At 48.2% G+C, this 25,700-nt stretch carries 22 protein-coding genes; 2 read left to right on the top strand and 20 right to left on the bottom strand.

Annotated elements, in window-relative coordinates; translation table 11 throughout:
• Positions 1-21 precede the first annotated feature (21 nt).
• Positions 22-1,317: a galactokinase gene (locus WKT10_RS10030; RefSeq protein WP_340277080.1), complete on the bottom strand. Its 1,296-nt coding sequence runs from the start codon at positions 1,315-1,317 to the stop codon at positions 22-24.
• Between the two features lie 193 nt (positions 1,318-1,510).
• On the opposite strand from WKT10_RS10030, the gene WKT10_RS10035 reads away from it, so the two are divergent.
• Positions 1,511-2,578 carry a TIGR01212 family radical SAM protein gene (locus WKT10_RS10035; RefSeq protein WP_340276980.1) on the top strand — a complete coding sequence of 356 codons (1,068 nt, stop codon included), beginning with the start codon at positions 1,511-1,513 and terminating at the stop codon, positions 2,576-2,578.
• On the opposite strand, the gene WKT10_RS10040 is transcribed toward WKT10_RS10035, so the two are convergent.
• The 13 genes from WKT10_RS10040 to WKT10_RS10100 form a co-directional block, all read right to left on the bottom strand.
• Complete coding sequence (locus WKT10_RS10040; RefSeq protein ID WP_340276982.1) at positions 2,464-3,690, bottom strand: CapA family protein; 1,227 nt, start codon at positions 3,688-3,690, stop codon at positions 2,464-2,466. The genes WKT10_RS10035 and WKT10_RS10040 overlap by 115 nt on opposite strands.
• 14 nt (positions 3,691-3,704) lie before the next feature.
• Positions 3,705-4,562 (bottom strand): DegV family protein, encoded by an 858-nt coding sequence (locus WKT10_RS10045; RefSeq protein WP_337433904.1) that lies wholly within the window; start codon positions 4,560-4,562, stop codon positions 3,705-3,707.
• Between the two features lie 126 nt (positions 4,563-4,688).
• Positions 4,689-6,128, bottom strand: a complete 1,440-nt coding sequence (locus WKT10_RS10050; RefSeq protein ID WP_340276984.1) for a hypothetical protein — start codon at positions 6,126-6,128, stop codon at positions 4,689-4,691.
• Between the two features lie 110 nt (positions 6,129-6,238).
• Positions 6,239-8,248 carry a molecular chaperone HtpG gene (htpG, locus tag WKT10_RS10055; protein ID WP_317439835.1) on the bottom strand — a complete coding sequence of 670 codons (2,010 nt, stop codon included), beginning with the start codon at positions 8,246-8,248 and terminating at the stop codon, positions 6,239-6,241.
• Positions 8,249-8,433: 185 nt separating this feature from the next.
• Entirely contained in the window at positions 8,434-9,645 is a 1,212-nt protein-coding gene (locus WKT10_RS10060) for a sigma-70 family RNA polymerase sigma factor (RefSeq protein WP_066549208.1), read from the bottom strand.
• 59 nt (positions 9,646-9,704) lie between these two features.
• A complete protein-coding gene (locus tag WKT10_RS10065) occupies positions 9,705-10,211 on the bottom strand; it encodes a DUF5721 family protein (RefSeq protein WP_066549209.1) in 507 nt (168 codons plus the stop codon).
• A gap of 203 nt (positions 10,212-10,414) precedes the next feature.
• On the bottom strand, positions 10,415-11,572 hold the full coding sequence (locus tag WKT10_RS10070) for a class II fructose-bisphosphate aldolase (RefSeq protein WP_340276988.1): 1,158 nt from the start codon (positions 11,570-11,572) through the stop codon (positions 10,415-10,417).
• Complete coding sequence (locus WKT10_RS10075; RefSeq protein ID WP_340276990.1) at positions 11,563-13,014, bottom strand: lactate racemase domain-containing protein; 1,452 nt, start codon at positions 13,012-13,014, stop codon at positions 11,563-11,565. The genes WKT10_RS10070 and WKT10_RS10075 overlap by 10 nt, the downstream gene beginning before the upstream one ends.
• A gap of 25 nt (positions 13,015-13,039) precedes the next feature.
• Positions 13,040-13,882, bottom strand: a complete 843-nt coding sequence (locus WKT10_RS10080; protein ID WP_337433910.1) for a triose-phosphate isomerase family protein — start codon at positions 13,880-13,882, stop codon at positions 13,040-13,042.
• Complete coding sequence (locus WKT10_RS10085) at positions 13,879-15,072, bottom strand: diphosphate--fructose-6-phosphate 1-phosphotransferase (protein ID WP_340276992.1); 1,194 nt, start codon at positions 15,070-15,072, stop codon at positions 13,879-13,881. The genes WKT10_RS10080 and WKT10_RS10085 overlap by 4 nt, the downstream gene beginning before the upstream one ends.
• Before the next feature lie 20 nt (positions 15,073-15,092).
• Positions 15,093-15,914 carry a glucosamine-6-phosphate isomerase gene (locus WKT10_RS10090; RefSeq protein ID WP_337433912.1) on the bottom strand — a complete coding sequence of 274 codons (822 nt, stop codon included), beginning with the start codon at positions 15,912-15,914 and terminating at the stop codon, positions 15,093-15,095.
• A 103-nt stretch (positions 15,915-16,017) separates the two neighbouring features.
• The gene (locus WKT10_RS10095) at positions 16,018-17,079 is read right to left on the bottom strand and encodes an ABC transporter substrate-binding protein (RefSeq protein ID WP_340276994.1); all 1,062 of its coding nucleotides are present in this window, start codon (positions 17,077-17,079) and stop codon (positions 16,018-16,020) included.
• The gene (locus WKT10_RS10100; protein WP_340276996.1) at positions 17,033-17,308 is read right to left on the bottom strand and encodes a hypothetical protein; all 276 of its coding nucleotides are present in this window, start codon (positions 17,306-17,308) and stop codon (positions 17,033-17,035) included. The genes WKT10_RS10095 and WKT10_RS10100 overlap by 47 nt, the downstream gene beginning before the upstream one ends.
• A 234-nt stretch (positions 17,309-17,542) precedes the next feature.
• Between WKT10_RS10100 and WKT10_RS10105 the strand changes: the two genes are divergently transcribed.
• Entirely contained in the window at positions 17,543-18,565 is a 1,023-nt protein-coding gene (locus WKT10_RS10105; RefSeq protein WP_340276998.1) for a LacI family DNA-binding transcriptional regulator, read from the top strand.
• A gap of 189 nt (positions 18,566-18,754) precedes the next feature.
• Here WKT10_RS10105 and WKT10_RS10110 read toward each other — a convergent pair whose 3' ends face one another.
• The 6 genes from WKT10_RS10110 to WKT10_RS10135 all read right to left on the bottom strand — a co-directional run bounded on the left by WKT10_RS10110 (position 18,755) and on the right by WKT10_RS10135 (position 25,677).
• Positions 18,755-19,240, bottom strand: coding sequence for a hypothetical protein (locus WKT10_RS10110; RefSeq protein ID WP_066549327.1), 486 nt, complete (start codon positions 19,238-19,240; stop codon positions 18,755-18,757).
• Between the two features lie 22 nt (positions 19,241-19,262).
• Positions 19,263-19,883, bottom strand: coding sequence for a TetR/AcrR family transcriptional regulator (locus WKT10_RS10115; protein ID WP_337433927.1), 621 nt, complete (start codon positions 19,881-19,883; stop codon positions 19,263-19,265).
• 217 nt (positions 19,884-20,100) lie between these two features.
• On the bottom strand, positions 20,101-23,145 hold the full coding sequence (locus tag WKT10_RS10120) for an efflux RND transporter permease subunit (RefSeq protein ID WP_340277000.1): 3,045 nt from the start codon (positions 23,143-23,145) through the stop codon (positions 20,101-20,103).
• Positions 23,146-23,148: 3 nt separating this feature from the next.
• Complete coding sequence (locus tag WKT10_RS10125) at positions 23,149-24,276, bottom strand: efflux RND transporter periplasmic adaptor subunit (RefSeq protein WP_340277002.1); 1,128 nt, start codon at positions 24,274-24,276, stop codon at positions 23,149-23,151.
• Between the two features lie 32 nt (positions 24,277-24,308).
• Complete coding sequence (locus WKT10_RS10130; RefSeq protein ID WP_340277004.1) at positions 24,309-24,926, bottom strand: TetR/AcrR family transcriptional regulator; 618 nt, start codon at positions 24,924-24,926, stop codon at positions 24,309-24,311.
• Positions 24,927-25,074: 148 nt separating this feature from the next.
• The gene (locus WKT10_RS10135; RefSeq protein ID WP_066549341.1) at positions 25,075-25,677 is read right to left on the bottom strand and encodes a TetR/AcrR family transcriptional regulator; all 603 of its coding nucleotides are present in this window, start codon (positions 25,675-25,677) and stop codon (positions 25,075-25,077) included.
• Positions 25,678-25,700 lie beyond the last annotated feature (23 nt).

Here is a 25,700-nt window from a genome sequence, read left to right on the forward strand (position 1 = left end):
AAAGCCGGTTTTTATATTATCTTATTTCAGCAGTTCATTAATGCAGACTGCTCCGTATGGACGGATACTCATTCTGTAAGCGCAACCCTCCCCCAGACAGCCCTCGATATAGCGGATATACTCATCTGTCAGGCCATTTGGCAGCATAGCCATAATGACGCCTGCAAAACCGCCTCCATGAACTCTGCAGGCGCCCCTCTGCTTTTCTGCGATAAAAAGCTCTGTAAGAGCCAGCGCAATGGTAATTCCCTGCTCCTGAACAGCACTGTTTGTAAAGCAGTTCTGAAGCCATTTCCAGGAAGAATTGCCGGAAGCGGTGATATTTTTAAGGAACTTCTCAAAGTTTCCTTCCTTTAAGGCCTTTACTTCCTCTTCCACTCTCTTGTTTTCTTCAAAGAAATGGAGAGCGCGGAGCACAGAACGGTCACCTGCAAAGCTTCTTACCTCGCTCAGCTTTTCAATCACCTGTTCCTCCGTCACCTGGGAAAGTACCTCTTTCCCGAAGAACTGAGCCACCTTTTTCATCTCGTTGGGAACCGAAGAATAATCTGCGCTTAAATCTGCATGGCCCTTTCCAGTCTGCACAATGATCAGGCTGTGATCCTGAGATTCAAAGTCAAAGTTGATCTTTTCTACCTCAGGAACCGCAGGTTCTGTAAAGTCAATGGTGATCAGACCGCCCACGGCGCAGGCCATCTGATCTAAAAGTCCGGATGCCTTATCCCAGTAAATATTCTCAGAATATTTTCCGATATGGGCATAAGCTACGCTGTCCATGCGGCTCTCGTTGAAAAATGTATTCAGCATGGAACATAAAAGCATCTCAAAGGAAGCGGATGAACTCACGCCTGCAGCGCTGATCACATTGCTGGTCACATAGGCGTCAAAACCGCCGATGCTGTAGCCTGCTTCCTTAAACCCTTTTAACAGACCCTTGATCAGATCAGTAGTTCCTGCTTTTTTTGCGCTTGGCTCCAACTGGTTTAAATCAATGGTGATATCCTGATCATAGGTTTCGCTGATGATATGGACCAGATTAGAATAATTAACAGCAGCCGCACCTACGCAGTCCAGGTTAATGCTGCCTGCAAGTACCTTTCCATGGTTATGGTCTGTATGGTTTCCGCTGATTTCCGTACGGCCCGGTGATGAGAACAGAAGAATATTTTCCCTGTCGCCAAATGTCTGTTCAAAGCCTGTAAGAACCTTTTCATAGCGGGTCTCATTCTCAGCCGCTCCTTCTCTTCCATAAAGCTCTGCCATGAGTGCAGAGGCTTTTTCACTCTTTAAAAGTCCGATGGTATCTTTTACATTCATCCCTGCTTTACCTCTCCTTCTTTCATTCAAATACATATCTCCTGAGGGCTCCGAACCCTATGAAAACAGTGTATCACAAAAAAGCATCCTCCTTCAATACAATATTTTCCTGTATTTATACAATTTTCTGGACACACTCCGTATTTCTGATATAATACCATGATACAAACTTTTACAGAAAGGATGTACTCCCATGATAATACCCGACTGGAATGGAAAGCCATACCACTCTCTGGATTATGAATTAAAACATACCTTTGGGCGCAAACTTTACAAGCTCTCCTTAGACGGCGGCATGACCTGCCCCAACCGGGACGGCACCTGCGGCAGCCGAGGCTGCATTTTCTGCAGCGAGGGTGGATCCGGAGACTTTGCCGCGCCTTTAGGAGGCGATGTATGGAGACAGATTGAAGCTGCAAAGGAACGGATCCGCAGGAAAATGCCTCCAGCAGACGGCAGCGCCGATTACATTGCCTATTTTCAGTCCTTTACCAACACCTATGCCTCCACTGATTATCTGTCCCAGCTGTTTTCCAGAGCCATTTCCCATCCGGAAATTGCGGCCCTATCCATCGCCACCCGGCCCGACTGCCTGCCGGATGAAACCATCGCTCTTTTATCCAGTTTAAACCGCATAAAGCCTGTCTGGGTAGAACTGGGGCTGCAGACCATCCACGAAGATACCGCCCGGCTGATCCGCCGGGGATATGCGCTTTCTGTGTTTGAAGAAGCTTTAAAAAAACTGAAAGTCGCAGGACTTACGGTGATCGTCCATGTAATTTTAGGACTTCCCGGAGAATCCAGGGAACGTATGACCGAAACCATCGCCTGGCTGGCAGACCGCCCCATTGACGGGATCAAGCTCCAGCTCCTGCATGTATTAAAAGGAACCGATCTGGCAGCTATGTACCAGTCTGATCCTTTTCCGGTCTTCTCCATGGAAGAATATATTGATTTTGTAATCGATTGTGTGGAGCTGCTTCCGCCGGAACTTACCATCCACCGACTCACCGGAGACGGCCCCAAAAGCCTGTTAATCGCACCCTTATGGAGCGCGGACAAAAAGCGTGTGTTAAACACCCTTTCCCGCCGTTTTAAGGAGCGGGGAACCTGGCAGGGACGGCGCAAATGCAGCCTGTCCCCATGTTACGGTTCGTCCGGCTGCAGTGACGGATCCTGCTGCAATGGCTCCTCCGGACGTATTTCGCTTACCCGTCCGTTTTCATCCACCGCCGCGCCAAAGGACAGCCCTGTCATGTAGTCATAAAATTCGGCTTTCCCTTTTTCATCTGTAAGCATCCTGGTATAGCCTGCCGAGGAAGTTCCAGGAATCAGGGAAAGCCGGGTGGTTTCCCCGTCCCACTCTGCTGCAAGCAGGGCTGTTTTTGGAATACTGCTTCCGAAGATGAAATTTCCCAGACTATATACAATGGGCTTTCCCTTATAGTATTCGATTCCCTGAAGCACATGGGGATGGCTTCCGATGACCAGATCCGCCCCGGCGTCAATATACTGCTTTCCCAGAGAGCGCTGGTACTCCTCCGGCCGGTCCTTTTTCTCAATCCCCCAGTGCACATAGACAACCACATAATCGCAGGTTTCCTTTAAATGATCAATCTGCTCCAAAAGAAGGGACGGATCATAGGTAGTAAGCATCCCAGGCTTAGAAGCAGAGGCATTCCAGGAGCCCACCGGGATTACACGGGAAGCGCCTAAAAAGCCTATACTTTCCCCTTTTTCTGTAATAATTACCGGTTTGCAGGCCTCTTCCAGATTCCTTCCGGCTCCCACATGGTAAATCCCGGCCTGATCCAGGGTATCGCAGGTATCCAGAAGGGCGTCCATACCAAAATCAAGCGCATGGTTATTTGCCAGGGTCACAAGGTCAAGCCCCAGTTCCTGGAAAATCCTCACCCTCTCAGGCGGAAGCCGGAAGGTAAACTGCTTATCCTCTGCCGCTGTCCCCCGATTGCTGAAAGGAAACTCCTGATTTGCCATAAAAATATCACTTTCATGGATCACAGACTGGAAACCGGGATCCAGCACTCCAGACAGACTGCCTGATTTTTCATAGGCATTTAATACATGGTCAGAAAGAAGGATATCTCCTGCAAATACCATCCGTACTGGTTCATCTCCGGAAGCGGAGTCTTCCTCAGAAGCCTCCGTTTCCTCCATCCCCAGCTCCTGCTCTTCTGCCAGAGGATCATGTTCAATATAAATCTCCGGTTTTGCCGCTGTTTCTGCCTGCCTTATCTCCATCTCTCTCTCATCATCTGCCCGATCCGTAAAGCCTAAAATAAATACTCCAAGGGCTGCCAACAGCAGTCCAAAGAATACCGCAGCAGCCCCAATCCATCTTTTTTTATTCATCCATATATCCTGTTCTACATCGCTAAGATAATACCGCCGTCATTTGCATAAACGGTGGCCACTCCCGCAGCCTCAGTAATCACGATTTCCTTAAAGGAAGCCCGTTTTTCCAGCTCTGCCTTTACATACAGAGCGCGTTCCTGATGGTTTACATGGCAGATCACAACCCGTTTTCCAGATGTATCCCCCGCCTCCTTGACTGCAATATCGCACATGCGCTGCAGCGCCTTATTGATTCCTCTTGCCTGATCCAGCTTGATAATCACGCCTTCTTCTGCTCCCATCACAGGCTTAATGTTAAGAGCCGTAGCAAAAAAAGCCTGAAGCCCGGACAGACGGCCGTTCTTACGCAGCGTATCCAGAGTCTCCAGTACGAAGTAGGTCTTCATCCTGTGGCTGTAAGCCTCTGCCATTTCTGCAACTGTCTCAAAATCCAGCCCCTGTTCACACAGATCCCGGATATAAAGCGCCTGATCCAGTTCTCCTGAGGAGGCAGAAAGGGAATCGATCACAGCAATCTTCTTTGTCACCGGCTCACCGGCTTCCTTCTTTTCCTCCTCATACAGCTCCTTTGCCAGCACGGCAGAATTATAGCTGCCGCTCAGATGGTTGGAAAGGGTGATCACAAATACTGCGTCCGCATCTGCCTCCTCATATGCCTTTTTAAAGCTCTCCGGCGAAGGGCAGGCCGTCTTGGGACACTCCGGGCAGGCCTTTACCATCTCTATGAATGCGCTCTGATCAAAGGTTTCGTCATCTATCACCTGAACATTCCCCACCTGAAGGGTCAGGGGAATCATCTGAAATCCCGGATCCTTTTTTAATTCCTCTGTCAGATCCAGACAGCTGTCTCCAATGATCTTATACGTCATAATCCTATCCTCCAAACATACTATGTCATTTCCTCAACACATAGTTTTGATTACTACTTATTATAACAGCATACTCTGCAAAATGCAATACCCGGACACACAGAACGGCGGAATGAGCGGATCCCCTTAACGCCCCGCAGCCCTGATGCTCTGATATACCTGGTCTGCCTGGCTTTTCAGTTCCTCATAATAATCAAAGTGAAGGATTACAAACCTGCCCTCGATCTGGCGCACATACCAGTCCGAGTGATGGGAAGTACCGTCAGAAAACCGGGTGGAACTTAAGCATGAACGCCAGGTATGGCCTCCCAGCTCCACGGTTTCAAAACGATCCACCTGATACCCTCCTGTGCTTTCGTATTCCCTCAGCGCCTCCATATACCGGTCAAGTTCTGCTTCCGCATCTATAAAATCAAGTGTCACGCGATAACTTAATTCCGGATCATCCACATCTACATGTTCTCCGCCTACGAGAGCATATGTCCTGCTGCTTCCATCGCCCTTTAAAACCGTCGCCGCCTCAGGGAAGGTCAGCTCCAGGTCTGCCCATTCATTCCGGTAATGATTGCCCTCCAAGGTTCCCAGTGTAAATTCTGCAGCAGCCCGTTCACTCCCCTCTTTCATGTAACCGTCTGCGCCAAAGGTATACTCCACCCCGTCAATGCTCTTCGTTACAGAAGTAACCATATGACCGTACTCATCCACATATTTCCAGCCATCTGCTTCTTTAATCCAGCTGCTGTACAAGATCTTTCCTTCTCCGTCCAGACGATAGGTCAGTCCAAACTCATCCTGCTTCCAGCAGTCCTTTGCAAAGCTTCCGTCTGCAAGACGATACTTCCAGCCTCCGTCTTCGGAATACTCCCAGCCCTCGATCCCGCTGTAGGGCTGCAGACAATCAAGAAATGCGGCTGCCTCTGCTGCCTGGTCTGCAGAATACGTCTGGCAGATCACATAGATCCTGTCTCCTTCCTGGCGGATGTAGAAATCATTTACCAGCATCTTTTCCATCTGGCTGATGTAGTTCTGCACTGTCGCCTTCTGCCCCTCTGTGAGTTCTGCCGTATTCATATAATCCTTCATGGAGTCGGCCATGAGTTTTCCATAATTCACCTTCAGATATTCATATTCCTTTGTTCCCAGGGTAATCATACCGCTCTGGGTCATGGTCTCATCCAGACCGGACTGTATCATCTCTGCTTTTAAGGTTTCCACACTGAAGGGAATCCCCGTTCCATCATCTGCCGGCATCACAAATCCCATATTTACAATATAAGTCTTATCCGTCTCATTTACCATGGATGCAGCAAAATCAATCTGCATCTGATCCGATGTTTTCATCTGGGCTACCAGCTGCCTGGATATTTCCCAGCCGCCTCCCATGTGGTCTACCTGATAGGAAGCCGGAACCTGGGCCTGAAAACCACCCATACGGCTGGTAATGATCTGCCCATCAATGGTGCTGAGTCCCAAAGGCTCTGCAAATACCCCAAACGCACCAGAAAGTGAGAGCGCTGCTCCCAGGCAGACGCCCTGTATTGTCTTCAAAAAACGTTTTTTTATCAATGATCTTTCCTCCCGTATTCTCCGTAAATCCAAAAAAGCCGATGCAGACCGCTGCACCGGCTTCCCCTGCAGAGCTTCTCACAGCCTCTGCCGTATTCTTATTTTACTCTTTATTCTGTCTTCTGTCCAGCCATAATCATCATAATCTCATTGCTGCGGCTGACAAACTTTGTCATTCGTTCAGGAGAAAGGGCTCCGTGGGAAAGACTTGCCAGATCGTAAAGCTGCTCACAGATGGCGGCAGTATGTTCTCCTTCTTTATTTTCAAGCACATACTTAACCAGAGGATGGTTGGCATTAAGCACCAGGGTTTCTCCCATTCCGCCGAACATGCCCATATCCATTCCGCCCATGTTGTACATCTTCATCATATCCTGCATTCTTCTTGTTTCTTCGGATACGGTGATCATGGATGCAATGCCTGCATTCTTCATCTTTTCAACCTTGATATCCAGCTTATCATTATTTAAAGCTTTCTTAAATACCTCGGTCAGCTCCTCAGAGGACTTCTTAAATTCCTCGTCATCCTCTTTTACTTCCTCCTTAAAGGAAGCGTTTAAGTCCGTATCAATACGCAGGAACTTCACGCCCTCTTTCTTCTGCTCCACATGGCTGATAAACGGATTGTCAATGGCAGCCGGCATGATAACAGCATCGATCCCTTCCTCCTTAAAGAGGTTGATATACTGGCTCTGCTCCTTTTCGTCGGTTACATAGAAAATGGTATTTTCATGCTTTTCCTTATTCTCATCCAGGCAGTCCTGTAAGGTCAGATACTTGCCCTCCAGGTTCTTATACAGGATATAGTCGCCCATCTTATCTGCAAACTTCTCATCCTTGATATAGCCGAACTTGATGAAGGGAGCAATATCATCCCAGTATTTCTCATAGGTCTCACGGTCTGTCTTGCACATACCGGACAGCTTGTCCGCTACCTTCTTTGTAATATAATCGGAAATCTTCTTTACAAAGCCGTCGTTCTGCAGGGCGCTTCTGGATACGTTTAACGGAAGATCCGGACAGTCGATCACACCCTTTAACAGCATTAAGAACTCAGGGATTACTTCCTTGATATTATCTGCGATAAATACCTGGTTATTATACAGCTTAATGGTTCCCTCGATGCTCTCGTACTCCATGTTGATCTTCGGGAAGTACAGAATACCCTTTAAGTTAAAGGGATAATCCATGTTCAGGTGGATCCAGAATAATGGCTCCTTGTAATCTCTGAATACCTTGCGGTAGAAATCCTTATACTGCTCCTCTGTACACTCGTTGGGATGCTTATTCCACAGAGGATTGGTGTCATTTAACGCTACAGGACGCCTTAAAATCTTATATTTTTCTCTGGACGGCTCGATCTCCACGGTTTCCTTGGTACCGTCCTCCTTTTCCTTCTCCTCGGTCTTTGCAGGCTCGATAACAGTCTCAACTACCGTATCCTTTTCGGTCAGTTCGTCCTTTTCGATGGTATCATACTGAGGCTCTGCGGTCTCATTCTCCAGGAAAATGCTTACAGGCATGAAAGCACAGTATTTCTCAATAACCTCTCTTGCACGGTACTCGTTGGAGAACTCGGTGCTGTCCTCGTTGAGGTATAAAACAATGGTCGTACCAACCTCTGCCTTTTCTCCCTCTGTCATCTCATAGTCAATGCCGCCTTCAGACTCCCAGTGCACCGGCTTTGCATCCTTCTGATAGGATAAGGAATCAATGGTAACCTTATCTGCCACCATAAATGCGGAATAAAAGCCCAGACCGAAATGACCGATGATCTGGTCTTCATTTGCCTTGTCCTTGTACTTCTCCATGAAGTCCTGAACGCCGGAAAATGCGATCTGGTTAATATATTTGTCAATCTCTTCCTCCGTCATGCCAAGGCCATTATCCCTGATGGTAATGGTCTTTTCATTGGGGTTTACGCTGACCTGGATCTTATACTCCACATCCTCAGGCTTTTCGTACTCGCCCATCAGCTCCAGCTTTTTAAGCTTGGTGATCGCGTCGCAGCCATTGCTGATCAGCTCGCGGTAAAAGATATCGTGATCGGAATAAAGCCACTTTTTGATCACAGGGAAAATGTTCTCGCTTGTAATAGATAAACTGCCTTTCTTTGCCATAATATGCGCCTCTTTCTTTTGATTTTTCTTTTCTGAAACTCATATGGTCTGGGACTTCCAAAGTGGTTCTGGAAATATCCCTTTATTTTATCTGCTCATAAATTACATTGTAGTACCACTTTGGAGAAATGTCAACAAAAAATTAGCACTCATTCGAAATGAGTGCTAGCAAAATCTTTTAGTTTCTAGGGAAGAAAATCCCTTATTTTCCTGCTCCTGGACGGATTTCTCAGTTTTCTTAAAGCCGCCGTTTCAATCTGGCGGATACGTTCTCTGGTAACCTTAAACCGCTTTCCCACTTCCTCCAGTGTCATGGGATGGCCCGATTCCAGGCCAAAGCGCAGGATAATGACCTCCCGCTCTCTGGGGTTTAGACCCTGGAGCATCTGATCGATTTCTTCTCTTAAAAATACGCTCTCAGCCTTTTCCTCTGTGGATGCGTTAGCATCGTCTGCCACAAAATCTCCCAGATTGGAACCGTCCTCATCACCCACCGGCGTCTCTAAAGATACTGTGTCGCCGGAAGACTGCATCAGCTCTGTGACCCTCTTTTCCGACATTCCTATCTCTTTCCCGATCTCCTCATTGGAAGGTTCCCGGCCCAGCCGCACTGCCAGCATCCTCTGAGCCCTGCGCACCCGGTTTACAGCTTCTACCATGTGAACAGGAAGACGGATAGTTCTGGACTGATCCGCCAGCGCTCTTGTTACAGACTGTTTTACCCACCAGGTAGCGTAGGTGCTGAGACGGTAGCCCTTTGTATAATCAAACTTTTCCACCGCTTTCATCAGGCCGATATTTCCCTCCTGGACCAGATCCAGAAAGCTCATCCCGCGGCCTGTATAGCGCTTTGCAATGCTGACTACCAGCCTGAGATTGGCCTCTACCAGCTTCTGGCCTGCATGCAGGTCTCCTAAGGCCTTGCGTTTTGCCAATTCCTGCTCCTGCTCCTGGGTAAGAAGAGGAATGGAGCCGATTTCCTTTAAATATTCCCGGATCGGATCCGTACTGGCTACGCCCTCTAACAGCTGTTCGTGAGAATTTTCCTCATCTTCCTCATCATTGTCCGCAGATGGAGAAAAATCCTCATCATCTGTCTCGGAATCCTCCCTGTTCCAGCGGTATTTGCTGTTTATCAGTTCTGATACGGTATCCTCAGAATCATCCCCATCTTCTTCCAGAAGAAGTCCTTCATCCTCAGATGTATCCGTTCCCTCTTCTGCCAGAATCTGTACGCCCCGCTTTTCCAGTCTGGCATATACATCTTCCATTTCCTCCGGCGTTACTGCTTCATCTGCAAAGCAGTCTAACACCTGGGTCATCTCAAGACGTTTGTCATGAGCTGCTGCCAAAGCAGTCAGTTCATCCAGTTTCTTCATCAGCTTTGTCTTATCCATATTGCTCCCTTCCCTGTTTTAAGAGCTTGTCCCTCATATGCTTTCGATTTTTCGCTCTGCTAATTTACCCCTTCCTGTGTGCACGGAATCTGACGGGAACGGAAAAACTCCCTCACAGACTCATCCCACTGAACCTCCAGGGCCTTGTCCAGAGTAAAAAATTTAAGTGCGGTTCCCGTAATACAGTATAATTCCCCTTCTTCATACCGGATATTCAGATACAGTCCCTGGATCTGATCCCCGCTTATTCCGGTGCCGCTTTTCGAAGCAAAACGCTCTGTCTGTCCGGCCGGAAGCTGCAGTACGATCTTAAAGCTTTCAGGCAGCTTTTTTCCTTTGATAAGAGAAAAACAAAACGGGCGCAGCTGTCTCCAGGAAGAAAACTCCCCGATCCTTTGCTCCTCCCGCTCCTCTTCTGTATAATACCCGGATCTGATATGTCCATCCATGGTAAAACTATTGTATGTAACGATATTCACCTCCCGCACCCAGAAGGAATCAAAATCCTCCTTTATAAACAGTCGGGATGTAAAGGACTTTACGTCCTCGGCCTTTAATGCGATCATAAGTTCTCTCCTGTCCGGCCTATTGTGTCTAAATTTTCCAAATCTTATCTAATTATACCTTTTTAGCCGAAAAACGTCAATCAGTTTAAAGGAAGTGTCGCAAAAATTGTCGCAAAAACCGCTTCTGTTCTCTCAGCTGTATAAAATACGGCAGAGAGAAACGCTTCTCTCTGCCGCAGCATCAGCTCTTTTAACCTGTACCTTTAAATTCCCGCTTTCCGATAGCGCTCTGCCATTTCTTCCAGAGATACCTGCTCCACAAGAGGCGCTTTTCCAAAGGAGCCAAACTCTACGATCAGAGTCCCCACAACCTCTTTCACACCCCGTTCGATACAGTCCACAATGGCTGCCCGATCCTCATCCTCTACAACACCGTACATCACTGTGTCCATAATAGGAGGAAGGAATACTCTTGGATCAAACTGATCCTTCTTTTTCTCCAGAAGTTCATAAATTCCTCCTACTGAGGGACTGGTGCGAAGCTTTGGCCGGGCTGCAAACAGCTCCTTCATATTGCGCGTCACAGCCAAACGGATATCCGTATCCACATTGATCTTATTAATGCCGCAGCGGATCGCTGCCTTTAACTGCTCAATGGAAATACCGTGGGTATCTGCAAGCTCCCCTCCCAGAGCGTTGATTTCATCTACAATGTATCCGGGAACGGTAGATGAGCCATGGGAAACAAGAGCCCCAAAAATCCCCAGATGGTTCATACACTCACGGATTGCCACCGGGATTTCCTTACGGAGCTTTACATTTTTCCCCTTTGAGGCTCCATGCATGGTTCCATAGGAAATCGCCAGTGCATCTACCCCTGTTTTCTGGAAAAATTCCACTGCGGACAATGGATTCGTATAGGTGGAGGAAGCTGCAAACACATGATCCTCCACACCGGCCAGAACTCCCAGCTCTCCTTCTACGCTGACGCCTCTGGCATGAGCGTATTTTACGACCTCTCTGGTCAGCTCCACATTTTCATCAAAGGGAAGGGAGGAGCCGTCGATCATGACAGAGGTATAGCCTCCCTCTATGGCTGCCACGCAGGAGTCAAAGTCTCTGCCGTGATCCAGATGGAGCACCACAGGAATGGCTGCTGTCTGAGCATATTTTTTTACTGCGCCGGCAATATTTCTGGCTCCGATCTTCTTATCCTCCAGAGTAGCGTGGATAAAATCCGTATTTCCTCCCATAAAGCCATTTGCCAGATCCGCCCCCTGCAGGATAGCTGCAGAGCGGAACATTTCATGAACCTCTATGGCTGCCTTTGCCTGAGCAACCGCATTTACGTTAAATGCTCCCTGGCCGAAGCCGTATTTCATGGAAGCCTCCAAAAGAGGCCGCAGGGGAATTAAAGACATGGATCTCCCTCCTTCATCATCAAATGGACTGCTCCCAGCTTAAAGGTCTTTGGCAGAGCCAATATATTTGGGTTTGGTCCTACAAATTTTTTCTTTGCGTCCTCCAGAGCCTCCTCAATGGTGGCTCTGGTCTTAAGACCCATTCCTCTGGCATAGCCGGGTTCCTGGGCACCGCATACATAAATTGCCGACGTATTCATTTCTGCAATATGGGCCGAACTCATCATGGAAAAGCCGTGGAACGGATGGAAGGCATTGCAGTAGCGGTACTTGCGGATATATTCCTCATTGGTGGCAAAATATTCGCCGTAGCGGTTTAAATCCGGCAGGATATTCATGTAATCCTTCTGGAACATATCGTAAAGCTCTCTCATATAGGGCCATCTCTCATCATGGAAATAGCCGTTGCAGATGGAAGCGCAGATAATCACGCAGTGATCGCTCATGACCCGTTTATGGCGCACTACCTGTGCGGAAATGGCCTGCATCATCATAACAGGATTGGTTCCCATGCCGTCGCCGTAATGGAACTTCTGTGGAAGGCCGAAAATCATTACATCATACTTCTTTTCAGCCCAGGGGATATAGGTCCGCTTGTCGGCCGTAATCCAGGAGTGTGGCTGCATCACCTTTGCATAGCCGCTGTTGATCTCAATCTGTCTGGAATACGTATCCAAAACCGCGTCGCAGCAGAAAAACTTCTTTCCCATGCATTTTTCCATGTGCTGGCCGATCTCATCAAACTTGGTCCGCATAAGGGAGTGGCCGTTTACCGGGGTAAAATCCTTCCGGTGCATAACCTGAGGCACATGATGGGATGCAATGGAACGCCAGTGGGTAATTCCTGTAGAACAGTGCTTATATCCTCCGGAATAGCCGCCGTAAGGATTTCCCTGGGTATGGCCGATAAGGATCGCCACATCACTGTCATACACATACTTATTCATAAGAACAGGGTCTCCCCGGTCTGTCGTTCCCAGATCAACCATGTGTTCATAATCCTCGCTGTCATGGCTGATGATCTGGTGGGTATACCAGAATTCGTGGAACAACTCCTCCCCCAGGATATCGCGGATCTCCTTTTCCGTACTTCTGGGATGAAGGCCGTTGGAGCAGATCAACAGGATATCCTTTTTTTCTACCCCCACAGAGTACAGTTCTTGAAGGATCAGCTTAATGGAAATCTTCCGGTGAGCCGTGGGCTGAAGCCCTCCCTTTACAATATCCGGGAAAATAATGACCACCTTGGAACCCTTGTGGGCTAACTCTGTTAAAGGCGGCATTCCCATAGGGTTGCGGATGGATTTTAAGGTTTCCTCTTCTAATTTATCTTCCGGAATACAGGGCGGATCCGGCACCGTCTCCCCTGGGATAAAAATGTCTGTAGAATCCGGCAGAACGGCATCTACCATGCCCTGCCCGTATTCAAATGATACTTTCATATAAAAACTCTCCTTCCCAAATGCTTTAAGCTTTTTCTGCTGTCAGGTACAGCTTTACGATTTCCAGATATTCCTCCGGATAAAATCCGATCTCACCTGAAAAACGGGTCAGCGCAATCAGTCCGCCATCCATATCCGGAACAGAGGCAAGCATAGCGGCATTGTCCTGCTTTAATCCGCCTCCGTAAACCACATCCATGTCCCCGGTAATCTCTTTTACAAATGCTCCGATCTTCTGGATATACTCCTTATCCGGCGGGATTTTTCCCGGCCCGATAGCCCATACAGGTTCATATGCAATGGTTACGCAGCTCTTGTCCACATCCTTTAATCCCTCCTCCAGCTGCGTCCTTAAAACCTCCTGCCACCTGGGCTGCTCCTCTGAAGTTTCTCCGATGCAGTAAAGCACCTTCAGACCAGCCCGTACAGCCTCTCTGATTTCCTGATTTAATATTCCGTTTACAGCTGCCGGGGCTCCTCCTCCCGCTGCAAGGATCCCTGCCTTATCCTTTCGTTCCTCACAGTGGCCGATGAGCACATAACTGCATCCCAAAGCTCTGGCTGCATTAGCTGTGCGGCTGGTAGTAAAGGCTCCGAAGTTCCCCCCCACTGCCGTATCCTGGCGGAATACTCCCTGGCAGCCTACCTTTACCGGACTGCCTTCGCAGAGAGTCCCTGCAGCTGTGAGTATGTGGGCTTCGGGGAAAAACATGGCAAATTCCACATCCTCTGTTCCATACTCCATAAGCCCCTTCTGAGTCTGCTCCACAATATAGGAACCCCAGTCCTTCACGGCAGCAATAGCGTTTACGCCGCCATACTCCTTTGGAACATCAAAACGCTTCAGATTTAAAAAGATATGCTTCATTCTCTGTCCTCTCTTCTTTCCCTGTATATCTCCTGAAAATCAATATAGTCCGGTATTTCCTCTCCGGTAAGAGGGCGGCACCAGCTTACAAAGGCATCCGTCACATCATTTCCCCTGTTATTGATATAGGAAGCCGGAACAGTCCGTTCTGTAAGCATCACCTGTTCCACCGGAATACGGATGGGGCGGACCTCATATTTCTCCTGCTCCCTGCGCGCAAATCCGATCATAATGCCTGTACAGCCCTCCATTGCAGCCTTTAAGGCTTCTCTTCCTGCAAGCACCGCCTCCTCACGGTCCACCGGGGACTGAAGGGAGATGGATGCTCTGCCGCAAAGCCCCGGCTTTTCGCTTCTGGCCTTAATTCCCAGCTTTTTGATCACCAGCTCTGCCAGATAAGCTCCCACGTCTCCGTAGTAGACGGAACGGCCTGTCTGGAAAATGGGAGGCACGACAGGCTTTCCGCTTTCATCCTTTAAGCCCTCGCTGGCGACCACAACCACACCGCCCAGCCTGTCATACAGCTCCTTCACATCTGCCAGAAATTCCTCTTCCCTGAAAGGACGCTCCGGAAGATAGATCAGGTGCGGCGCATCCCCGTGTTTTTTCCTCGCCAGAGCTGAGGCCGCTGTAATCCAGCCTGCATTGCGCCCCATGGCCTCTAAAATACACACATGAATGGGAAGAGATTTCACATCCGCCCCTATCTCAGCCGTTGTTCTGGCTATATACCGGGCCGTGCTGCCGTAGCCCGGAGTATGATCTGTAATGCCGATATCATTATCAATGGTCTTTGGGATTCCTGCCACCCGGATATCTGAGTCTGGACCTAAAGCCCTCACCAGCTTTCCGCAGGCGTCCATCGTGCCGTTTCCCCCGTTAAAAAGCACATATCGGATATGGTGCTTACGGAAAATGGCCTCCATTGCCTTATAATCTTCCTCCTCCAGCGCATATCGGGAAGAGCCAATGGCAGTTCCCGGCGTGGTAAGGAGCTTTTTCAGCTCTTCTTCAGGAAACCGGGACAGATTTAAAAACCGTTCCTTTAAAATTCCCTCGCTTCCGCCGATGGCTCCGTAAACTGCGCCCACTGCGCCGCTTTCCCTTGCTTCAAGAAGTACGCCGTACAGCGATGCATTCAGCACTGCCGTAGGCCCTCCTCCATGAACAACCAGTACATTGTCCCTCATAAACCAACCTGCCTTTCTTCTCAGTCAGACAGAGCTGCCACATAATCCGTAAAGGTAAGGGTAAGATCCGGGTGGCTCTGGAGCAGGCTTACGGGAAAATCAGAGGACGGTTCACCGTATGCGGCCCTCCGCACCACTGCCCGATGCCAGTTTCTAAAGCAGCCCAGACGGATTTTTCTCGCATGAGCGATCTCATAAATACCAATGGTTACGCAGTAATGAGGCATATCCTCAAGAGCTCCGTTAAAATCTCCGATGGCATTGGCCGTCCGTGTTTCAGGGGTAATTGCAAGCACACGGGTCTTCTGAGCCAGAAATCCCTCATTGGTCAGCGACGCATCTGCTTCATTAAAAGCCACATGGCCGTTAATGCCGATTCCTCCAAAGGCAATATCCACGCCTCCCAGCTCTTCAATCAGTTTTGGGACCCGTTCCGTATCAAAAGGATCCGGAAATACCCGCTGTTCTTTGGGCATCACAAGCTCTGGGCGTATCCTGTCATATACGGTACGGTTCATAAAGCCCCGAAAGCTCAGAGGATGATCCTCCGGCACCCAGCGCTTCTCATCATCCAGATATTCGTCCATATTGATAAACCATACATTTTTAAGACTGATATTCTGCTCATTTACCAGATCCACAAAATACGGATACTGCCCCACCGGCCCTACCGGACAGATAAAGACGGTGTGCTTTCCCTCTGCATTATGAGCTTTGATCTCTTCTGCCATCTGCTCTGCCATCTGTTTAAATACAGCAGCATTATCCTCCAAGCAAAACAGCTTCATTTTTGGATTTTCCAAAAGCTGCTCTTTTGTATAGCTGTAATAGTCGTGTTTCATAACTGCTCCTTTCCCTGTCACGCCGGCCCTTCTGCCATTTTTCCGCCATAAAGAGAGCGTCCGGCGCCCCAACCGGCCCCCATGACGCTCCCTGCAATGATTTTTACTTACCTGCTTCGATCATATTGTCAAGCATTACATAATCTGCTACAGGAACTTCCTTTTCCACCTGTCCTCCGGCAATGAAATTCTCCTGCTGGATCTTGTAGTAATTCTCTACGGTTCCGTCTGCTGCACCTTCTGATACTTCCTTTCCGGTCAGCCAGTCTGCATCGCCTCTCTGGTCAAATACGCTTGCTTCATCTGTCTTTGTAATATCGGCAACTGCCTTTGCAGTCTCCTCATAGTGATCGTCTGCCGCATAATCCATTCCTTTAAAGAGCGCTTTTGTAAAGCGAAGGATGGTATCCTGATTCTCCTCTGCATACTTTGGAGTTACGATCCAGCTTGCCAGAGAAACGGTAGTATTCTTAAAGGTCATATTATCAGCCAGCTTGGTTGCCTCCGGAATCTCTTCCATGATCTTTAAGCTGTTTGGAGACCAGGTAGCACAGGCATCTACGCCGCCTGAAATCATTGCCGTAACAATACCGGATGCGTCCATATCAACGGCCTGGATATCGCTCATGGTCATACCGGCCTTTGTAAGTGTATTATTTAAAATATCCTCACTGGATGTACCGGAGGAATAAGCCACCTTCTTACCCTTTAAATCTTCCATGGTCTTCACACTTGATCCGCCGATCACAGCGTCGCCGTTGGAAATATGGGACAATGCAAAAATCTTGGCCTGGCCGTTGACACAAAGCTTGTGTGCGCCCTGTCCGATATAGCCGATATCAATACTGCCGGACTCCATCGCCGCAATGATGGTAGGGCCATCTGCAAAGGATACCAGATTCAGCTTAATTCCTTCTTCTTCCATGAATCCCTGAGCCTGTGCTGCCGCCACAGACCAAAGGCTTCCATAGTTTGGCATATATGCAATATTTAATGTAATGGGCTCTGCCTCTGCCGCTGCCTCTGTCTTTTCCTCTTCTGCCTTTGTCTCCTTTTCAGTTTCAGCCTTGGACGTTTCCTCTGCCTTGGATGCCTCCGCAGACTCCGGAGCCTTTGTCTCAGGAGCAGAACTTCCGCCGGAGCAGGCTGTCACGGACAATGCCATTACTGCTGCTGAAATCCTGCCACAGTACGCCTCGCTCGATCATGGTACCCAGGGACGCCAGCACCTCCGGCGCAAAGGGAAAGCTGCGGGCCGTAGTCGGATTCACAGACAGCCATTTCCACAGAAGCATCGCTGCAAGAAAGGAAATAAGCAGCCAGCCCCAGTTGGGGATACGGCTGATGATATCCCGCTGCGCATGATCTTTCTTCCTGTTTTCATCAGAAGCCATGATTTTTCCTCCTGTTTTTTATTTTTGGCTCTTATTTTTGTCGTCTTTGCCAAATCATTTCTGTTTCTTATTGTTTCAGTATATCATGTTGTACAAAATAGTCACTGCCTATTTACCCAAACGTTTGCCTTGTTTTCTCTTATTTTTTCTTTCATTTTTGCGTTTGGCTCTATTTTTTTGTGTTTTTATCATGTATACTTACATCATAGCATCAGTGGGTAAGGAGGAAATCGCATGACACTGAAGGAAATCGCTGCCGAGGCAGGCGTATCCATTTCCACCGTATCGCGGGTAATCAATAAAAGCAGCAAATCTCCGGCCGGGAAAGAGGTTCAGGACAAAATCTGGGAAATCGTCCGGCGCACCGGCTATACCCCAAATCATACAGCCAGGGAACTAAAAAAAGGCTCTTCCACTGAGAAAGAACCCTTATCCCGCTCGCTTGCCTGCCTGTTTGCCAGAGTAGAGGATGGAGCCGCTGACAGCTTCTTTACTCCTCTTGCAAGGAGCATCGAAAAAGAGGCGTTCCGCCACGGCTATATATTAAAATATACCTTTTCCGCCTTTGATATCCATCATCCCAGCACCTTCCGCCTCATTGAAGACAATCAGGCAGACGGCGTAGCGGTCCTGGGACGGTGCGATAAAGAGCTGTTAAAGTTTTTAAAACAGTATTTTAAGTATGTTGTGTATGCCGGACTCAACAGCCTGGACGCCAAATATGACCAGATCATCTGCGACGGCGGTCAGGCCGCTTATGCTGCAGTCAGCCGTCTCATTGAACTTGGACATAAAAAAATCGCCTATATCGGCGAAACAGATAAAGAAGAGCGCTATAACGGATACTGCCGGGCTCTCGAACATGCAGGAATCCCTATTTTAAAGGGATATATCAGCAATGTAAAGCTCTCCTCCGAAGGAGGATACCAGGGAGCCAATATCCTGTTCGACAGAGACTGCGATGCCACAGCCTGGTTCTGCTCTAACGATATGACCGCGATTGGGGCCATGCGTGCCGTAAAGGAGCACGGACTTCAGATACCGGAGGATATCTCCATTATCAGTATCGATGATATTGATACGGCCCAGTATCTGACCCCCATGCTCACCACGGTCCACATCCCCATCGAAGAGATGGGAAAAATGGCCGCAAAAACACTCATCGACCGAATCGAAGGCGGCCATACCCTGCCGATGAAAATCAGCTTTCCGTTTTATATTGCAGGAAGGGAAAGCTGCAGGGAGTATCGGGGGTAAAGAGCACTATGCCCTCTCTCCCCCCAATCTCCTTCCCCATCCATATATGAGGGCATTCTTCATCAAAATCGATTTCTCCCCGGCGGACATACCCTTGCTTTTCATACCCGCTGCCCTGCACTGCGCATGAAGAAGAATCCGTCCGCCTCCTAGGGCAGTGTGCTGTGAATCCGTGTTTTCATAGTTTCCTCACTTTTTTGCAAAACGGTTCATAAAAAAGTCTGTAAACGCAGCCAGTTCATCGGCCTGCGATACATAAACATACAGTTTTTCATCTTCCAGCCAGTCATAGGCATTGATGCCGATATAGCCCTTTTTGTCCGGGTAAATGATAAAGGCATCGGTGGGATACTTATTCCTGTATGCTTTTAAAATCTCAGAACGGCGGTAGTATGTCGGATCGCCGCAGCCGGAAAGATCGGGAACCGTCGGAACGACCACGATTGTCTGGTTTGCCTCATTCCAGCCCACAATTAAATTTCCGATCTTTGTTTTGCTCCCGTGAACGAATCCATAATTAAAGCGGCTTACATCTTCGGTATATCCAAAAATCAACCTGTAACCGCTTCCTCCCTCTACGGCCTGGTCAAACAGCAGACGCATTTTCTTTGCATTTGCATTGCTCTTTTCCATGTCAACCTCAGGGCCTTTAAACAGTTTTCCAAAAAATCCCATAATCTTTTTCCTCCTGAATCTTTTATATGTTCGTTTCCTCTTTTAATTTTTCCAGGGCATCCACAATGGCATTCAGCTGAAAATCAACCGTTTCATCCGCAGCTTCCGGAACAAAGAAAGGAAGTGTATCGGGAATGGCTCTGCGTATAACCATCACGGTCAAGCTCAGATTTGTAAACAGATGGATCCTTTCTACATTCGCCTTTATCCCAAAGTTTTCCAATATTTCTCCAAAAAGGCGGAGCTGCTTTTTTCGGAACGTCTGATAGCTTTCCTTTGATAAATGCCTGAAAATAAGCTGCTGTTCCTCAATCGTTAAAACAGCGATCCCGTTTTTCTCTCCATAACAGCAGGTGTAAAGAAAGTGCTTGACCCCATCACGCCAGCTCAAAGCAGGATCAGCCATTAACTGTTTCACATATGCAATGATCTTCGGCTGCTGCAGATATAATGTCTCAACGATCAAATCCTCTTTTGCAGCAAAAAAGGAATAGAAAAACGTACGCGAGATACCAACTTTTTTATAGATTTGTTCTACGGTTGTATGCTGGATTCCCTGCTCTGCCATCAGTTCAAGTCCAACTGCGATCAGTTTCGCCCGAATGCGTTCTCTGTCTTCCTCAGAATAGGCCACCTTTGGCATACCGCATCTCCCTTCAAAATAAAAACAATTCTTATAATTTGTTTTTATTTTATCACTGCCTGCCGGAAAATACAAGAGCAAAATAACTCTAACGACATCCATTTTAGCAAAACACAGCCGCCCCCGCGCCCCCGAATCAAATCGGAACACGCAGGAACGGCTGCTTCATTTTATCATTTCTTTATTTAATTCATTTCAAACTGCAGTGATGGCTCGATCAGTCTGCAATCTCCAGTCCGCCTTCTCCCATGGCCTTTCTGCCCATATTGTGAACCAGTCTGTAATAGGTAGGAAGAAGAACCAGAGTCAGGATCGTAGCCGCGATCAGACCGCCTACGTTTACAAGGGCAAGACCCTGCATCATGGCACCTGACTTACCATAAGCAAACGCATTGGGGAGCATGGAAATAACCGTTGTTCCGGTTGTCATCATGATCGGGCGCATACGGATTGCTCCCGCCTCTACCAGAGCCTTATCCAGAGGCATTTCAAGAAGAAGCTGGTTGACCGTATCTACATATAAGATACCGTTATTTACAACCGTACCGACTAACATCAGGAAGCCCAGCATGGATACCATACTGATGGGGCTGTCTGCGATGAACAGCAGTCCAAAGGAACCGATCAGAGCGAACGGGATCGTTGTCATGATCATAAGTGAGAACTTTGGCGACTCAAACTGGATTGCCATTACTACGAATACCAGGAAAATACCGGTAATCAGCGCACCTCCCAGAGCGGACATCTCCTCGACCATGCTCTCATCTGTGGCATTGGCAGCCATTTCCACTCCCTCTGGCATATCCCAGTTACGCACAAACTCATTGACAGCTGCCTTCGCCTCATCCTTAAGTCCGGACTGGGGCTGCATGGTAATAGACACCTGATACTGCTTTGATTTACGCGCGATCTGCTGCGGGCTGTCCTCATACACAATGTCTGCCAGATCTTCCAACGGAAGAACCGTTCCTGTGGCTGTTGGAATCATCATTCCCTGGAGCTTTTCAATAGAATCATACCGGTCCGGAGCAAATTCTACAATTACGTCAATGTCCTCGCCGTTGACTCTCATCGTAGCTGCCTCTATACCGCTTAAGTTGCTGTAAAGCATGGAACCAATGGATGCAGGGGTAAGACCTTCTGCCTGAGCAGCAACCGGGTCTACCTTTACCTTAATAATAGGCGCCGCATTTTCAATGGATGAATGTACCTGCATAACATCATCGCGTTTTCTAAGCTCTGTTACCAGCTCATTTGACGCCTGTTTTAATGCGTCATAATCCGTACTCTGTAAGTCTACCTCGATCTCGTTCGTACTGCTGCTGGAAGAACCGCTGGTACTTCCCTGTTCCAGAGTAACCGATACATTCGTGTAATGTTCAATCTCTCTGGTCCATTTATCAATCACTTCATCTGTGGAAAGCTTACGGTCATCCTTTAAATACGCACTCAGAGAAACGCCGCTTCCTCCCATGCTCAGACCACTGGCTCCGTAGGTCAGAAGATAATGGTCTACCTCCTCGTCCTGTGCTACCAGCTGCTCTACCTCAGCTACTGCTTCATTTACTGCAGCAATGGAAAGGCCTGGTTTTGTCTTGATCTCCATATCCACAATGCCTTCGTCTACCGCTACCATCAGCTCCATTCTAAGCTGGGAAGCAAGGCCGAAGGAGGCCACCAAAAGCAGAAGGCTTCCGCCGATGATCATACCTGTCTTTGGAATGATGGAAGGCATATGTGCACGGTACCACTCCTGACAGCCGCGGATAAAGCCCGCTACAGGAGCCTTCTCTTTCTCTATCGGATGCCACTGATAATAGCACAGAGGCACGATGGTCACGGCAGAGAATAAAGATGCGATCAAACTGAATACGATGGTAAATCCGAGCTGTTTGAACAGCTGTCCAGACATACCGCTCAACAGGGAAAGCGGGATAAATACAACGCAGGTGGTCGCTGTACCGCCGATGATGGAATTGATCATAACACGGCTTCCCTCGATGGCCGCATCGTAGAAATTCATCTTTTCCTTTGCGCGGAAACATCCGTCCAGTACGTTGATGGAGTTATCTACCATCATACCTACGCCCAGAACCAGAGAAGTCAATGAAATAACGTTCAGCGAGAATCCCATAAAGCTCATGGCGATCAAGGTCAGCATGATAGAAATAGGAATAGAGGTACCAACGATAACGGAAGCGCGCAGGTCTCCGTAGAACAGCCAAAGGATAAACATGGACAGGATAACAGCCATGAACATGGTCTGGTATACGTTGACGATGGATTCGTTGATCATATCGCTGGAATCATTTACAACCGTAAATTCCAGTCCCGGATTGGCTGCCTTCAGCTTTTCAATCTGCCTTGTTACCTGCTTTGATACATCAATGGCCGTTGAACTCTGCTGCTTTTTAATGGCAATGGATACAACGTCCCTTCCATTATAACGGCCGATGGAATTTTCTTCTTCCAGTGTCTGGGAAACAGTCGCAATATCTGACAGATGGATCACACTGCCGTCTGCCAGAGGGATTGCAATATTATTCAGACTTTCCGCATCATCATAATCGTTGCCTGCACTGACATTTAATTCCTGCTTTCCTACGTTTACATCGCCTGCAGGAACGGCAAAATCTGCCGCGCCTACCAGCTGGCCCACAGTAGAAAGACTTAAATTATACTGGGCCATTTTTTCCGGATCCAGACAAACGCTTACGTATTCCTTCTGTCCGCCGGAAAGAGAAACTTCACCGACTGAGCTTAATTTTTCCAGTTCCGGCTGCACATTGTTCTCTACATATGTATAGAGATTTCCATCTACCTGCCCTCCCACTGCAAGGGTCATAACAGGAGCCGCATTCATATCCATCTCAAGGATATTGGGCTCTTCCACATCTTCCGGCATATCCCGCTTGGTGCCGTCAATGGCTTTTTTCAGGTTGATGTATGCGGTATCAATATTGGTTCCGAACTCATACTCCACCATAATGATGGAAACATTCTCCTGTGAAAAGCTGTATATATTTTTAACGCCGTCCAATGAGGTAATGGCATCTTCCTGTTTTGTTGTTACCAGGTCATTGATATCCTCCGGGGTGGCGCCTGCATATACGGTACTGATCAGCAGAACCGGAAGCTCCATCTCCGGCGTCAGCTCTACCTTTGTCCCCATCAGGGCCTGAAGACCGAAATATGCAATGGTGATCAGGCACATGATAATGGTTACAGGCTTGCGTACCGCAAATTTAGTAATATTAACCATTCCTTATTCACCTGCTTTCTCTGACTCTGCGGCAGGTGTTTCCTGATCCGCATTTCCTTCGCTGCTCTCTTCTTTCTGTCCGTCATCTAAAAGCACCTGCTGACCGTCTACCAGCTCATTGCTCCAGGTTACGATCACCTGGCTGTCTGCTTCCAGTCCGGAAATAATTTCCATATTCTGTGAATCATAGATACCGGCCTCTACCATTACCTTTTTAGCAGCGCCGTCTTCATAGCAGTATACAAAAGCCTGACCGTCATCATAATTAACTGCATCTACAGGAACCGTCATCGCGCCTTCTGCACGATCCATTACAACGGTCAGCTTCACCTTGGCACCGTTTGTCAGGCTGGCTCCCTGGCTGACAGCTGCCTTGGCATCGTATAAGCCGGAGGCATTTACCATGGCTCCTATTTCAGTCAGACTTCCCTCATAAGTGCTTCCGTTCTTTTCTATTGTCAAAGCATCGCCTACATTCATATTTTTCATTACCTTCTCGGTTACTCCGAAATTGACCTGAAGCTGGCCGCCGCCGGAGATCACACAGATGGGCGCAGACGGACTTACGTGATCATGGAGCTCGATTCCTCTGCTCTCGATCACACCGCTGATAGGAGCGGTCACTGTGGTATATTCCAACTGAAGATCATACTGGGTCTTTGCCGTTTCATAGGCCAGACGGGCGCTGGTCGCCGAATCCTGAGCCTGCTGGAACTGCTGCTGTGAAACAAAGCCGCCGTCAAATAAGGGCTGCAGACGTGCCAGTTCTCTGGCTGCCGTATCTGCGGCTACGGATGCGGACTGCATCTGAAGCTCCATGGTCCTTAATGCATCGGAATCAATTTTACACAGCACCTGACCGGCCTGCACTGTATCGCCTGCCTGGAAATTTACCTCTAATATCTCACCGCTGATCTTAGGCATGACAACGGCTCTGGATACAGGCTCTACCGTTCCTGTAAGCTCCGTATAAAGTGTAATATCGCCTGTTACAGGTGTCTGTATGGCTACCGTAGGACGTGTTTCATACTGCGGCGCCTCCTCTTTGCCGGACACCAGTTTAAATACAAACCCTGCTGCCACTAAAAGGACTACCGCTCCTGCGATCAGTCTTTTGCTGCTTTTTTTCATTTTTTCTGCCTTCCTTTCTTTTATGCACGATTTTAATCCCGGATTCCTCTGTCAAGTATGGCAAACTGTCTGGCTGCCATCTCCTTCAGCCTTTTCGGATCTGCCGCATGATCCAGATACAGCATGGATATCCTGAGGATCACCAGCATCCCCATGCCGATGGCATACCGCAGCTTTTCCGTATCAAGCCCTGGATATCCGGAATGATCCATGGCCTCATAACATTTCTTTTCTGTCTTTTCCCGCAGGTTTTCTTTGTCATATTCCCGCTCTGCGCAGGCTGCCACCTCTCTGCAGGTCCCATCCTCCATCACCCGCTTGCAGAACTCCCAGCAGTCTCTGTAGATCTCATCATCCATAATCCGGTTTACCAGCCGGCTCATGGACGCATCAAATGAACTTTTCTGTTCCTGGAAGGCTTCTACCAGCCCCTGCACCAGCCGCTCTCTCAGTTGATGCATCATACAGGTAAACAAATCTTCTTTGCTCTGGAAATACAGATAAAAACTGGCTCTGGATATGCCTGCCCGCTTGATCAGGCTGCTGATTCGGATCTCCGAGTAAGGCGTAGTCATGAATTCTGCGCGCATTGCATCCAGGATTGCCTGTTTCTTGTAATCACCCAGATTCATGAATTTCTCTGTGGGCATTTTTTTCATCTCCTTTACCATTAATCATTATATGGACTTTTGTCTAATTGACAATAGGCAAAATAAAATCAAATGCACAAAATTTGTGCATTTGACCCATATGTGTACTATTTTTTACTTTTATTTCACAATTTACAGCAGACTTGCTTTACAACATTTTGCTTTCTGGCAGAAGCCCCTGTTCTCTGGACGCGCTCCGCATCAACGCTTCTCTTATGGCCCCTTTAAACAAATAGTCCAGGCGGACCAAAACCTGCTCCAGTGTTTCCCCGTTCAGCATTCCGTCCTCTTCCATCCAGCTGGTCATGATCCCCCGAACCGTATACTGGCACACCGCACTGAGTATCTTTTTATCCTCTGCCTGTACCTCCATTCCCTGAGATACGCTTTCAATGAGGCGGTCAAAAATAATCTGGCTGGCAGACTGCAGGCAGTTTCTGACCTCCTCGTTGGCAGCAGAGCGATACAGATTGCATAAAAGCTCTCTGTTGGCTTCCAGATACCGGATTTCCTTTAAGCCTGCCTTACCATCCTCCCCCTCATCCTCTACCATCAGCTCGATCACATGCTCAGCCGAATACTGGACATAGGCTTTGAGCACCTGGTAAATATCCTGATAATGGTAATAAAACGTATTTCTGGAAATACCGCATTGATCTGTAATATCCTTTACCGTAATTTTATCTACCGGTCTGGAAGCTGCCAGATCCCCGAACACTTTCAAGATTGCAAATTTCGTAAATGATGCCATGGGCAGACATGTCCTCCTTTAAT

This window comes from Enterocloster sp. HCN-30185 (genome assembly GCF_037890305.1).
Taxonomy (GTDB): Bacteria; Bacillota; Clostridia; order Lachnospirales; family Lachnospiraceae; genus Enterocloster.

Bases quoted from the DNA above. Each gene is read 5' to 3' on its own strand.
- WKT10_RS10030 (WP_340277080.1), bottom strand. From the start codon at position 1,317: ATGAATGTAAAAGATACCATCGGACTTTTAAAGAGTGAAAAAGCCTCT.
- WKT10_RS10035 (WP_340276980.1), top strand. From the start codon at position 1,511: ATGATAATACCCGACTGGAATGGAAAGCCATACCACTCTCTGGATTAT.
- WKT10_RS10040 (WP_340276982.1), bottom strand. From the start codon at position 3,690: ATGAATAAAAAAAGATGGATTGGGGCTGCTGCGGTATTCTTTGGACTG.
- WKT10_RS10045 (WP_337433904.1), bottom strand. From the start codon at position 4,562: ATGACGTATAAGATCATTGGAGACAGCTGTCTGGATCTGACAGAGGAA.
- htpG (WP_317439835.1), bottom strand. From the start codon at position 8,248: ATGGCAAAGAAAGGCAGTTTATCTATTACAAGCGAGAACATTTTCCCT.
- WKT10_RS10060 (WP_066549208.1), bottom strand. From the start codon at position 9,645: ATGGATAAGACAAAGCTGATGAAGAAACTGGATGAACTGACTGCTTTG.
- WKT10_RS10065 (WP_066549209.1), bottom strand. From the start codon at position 10,211: ATGATCGCATTAAAGGCCGAGGACGTAAAGTCCTTTACATCCCGACTG.
- WKT10_RS10070 (WP_340276988.1), bottom strand. From the start codon at position 11,572: ATGTCTTTAATTCCCCTGCGGCCTCTTTTGGAGGCTTCCATGAAATAC.
- WKT10_RS10075 (WP_340276990.1), bottom strand. From the start codon at position 13,014: ATGAAAGTATCATTTGAATACGGGCAGGGCATGGTAGATGCCGTTCTG.
- WKT10_RS10080 (WP_337433910.1), bottom strand. From the start codon at position 13,882: ATGAAGCATATCTTTTTAAATCTGAAGCGTTTTGATGTTCCAAAGGAG.
- WKT10_RS10085 (WP_340276992.1), bottom strand. From the start codon at position 15,072: ATGAGGGACAATGTACTGGTTGTTCATGGAGGAGGGCCTACGGCAGTG.
- WKT10_RS10090 (WP_337433912.1), bottom strand. From the start codon at position 15,914: ATGAAACACGACTATTACAGCTATACAAAAGAGCAGCTTTTGGAAAAT.
- WKT10_RS10095 (WP_340276994.1), bottom strand. From the start codon at position 17,079: ATGGCATTGTCCGTGACAGCCTGCTCCGGCGGAAGTTCTGCTCCTGAG.
- WKT10_RS10100 (WP_340276996.1), bottom strand. From the start codon at position 17,308: ATGGCTTCTGATGAAAACAGGAAGAAAGATCATGCGCAGCGGGATATC.
- WKT10_RS10105 (WP_340276998.1), top strand. From the start codon at position 17,543: ATGACACTGAAGGAAATCGCTGCCGAGGCAGGCGTATCCATTTCCACC.
- WKT10_RS10110 (WP_066549327.1), bottom strand. From the start codon at position 19,240: ATGGGATTTTTTGGAAAACTGTTTAAAGGCCCTGAGGTTGACATGGAA.
- WKT10_RS10115 (WP_337433927.1), bottom strand. From the start codon at position 19,883: ATGCCAAAGGTGGCCTATTCTGAGGAAGACAGAGAACGCATTCGGGCG.
- WKT10_RS10120 (WP_340277000.1), bottom strand. From the start codon at position 23,145: ATGGTTAATATTACTAAATTTGCGGTACGCAAGCCTGTAACCATTATC.
- WKT10_RS10125 (WP_340277002.1), bottom strand. From the start codon at position 24,276: ATGAAAAAAAGCAGCAAAAGACTGATCGCAGGAGCGGTAGTCCTTTTA.
- WKT10_RS10130 (WP_340277004.1), bottom strand. From the start codon at position 24,926: ATGCCCACAGAGAAATTCATGAATCTGGGTGATTACAAGAAACAGGCA.
- WKT10_RS10135 (WP_066549341.1), bottom strand. From the start codon at position 25,677: ATGGCATCATTTACGAAATTTGCAATCTTGAAAGTGTTCGGGGATCTG.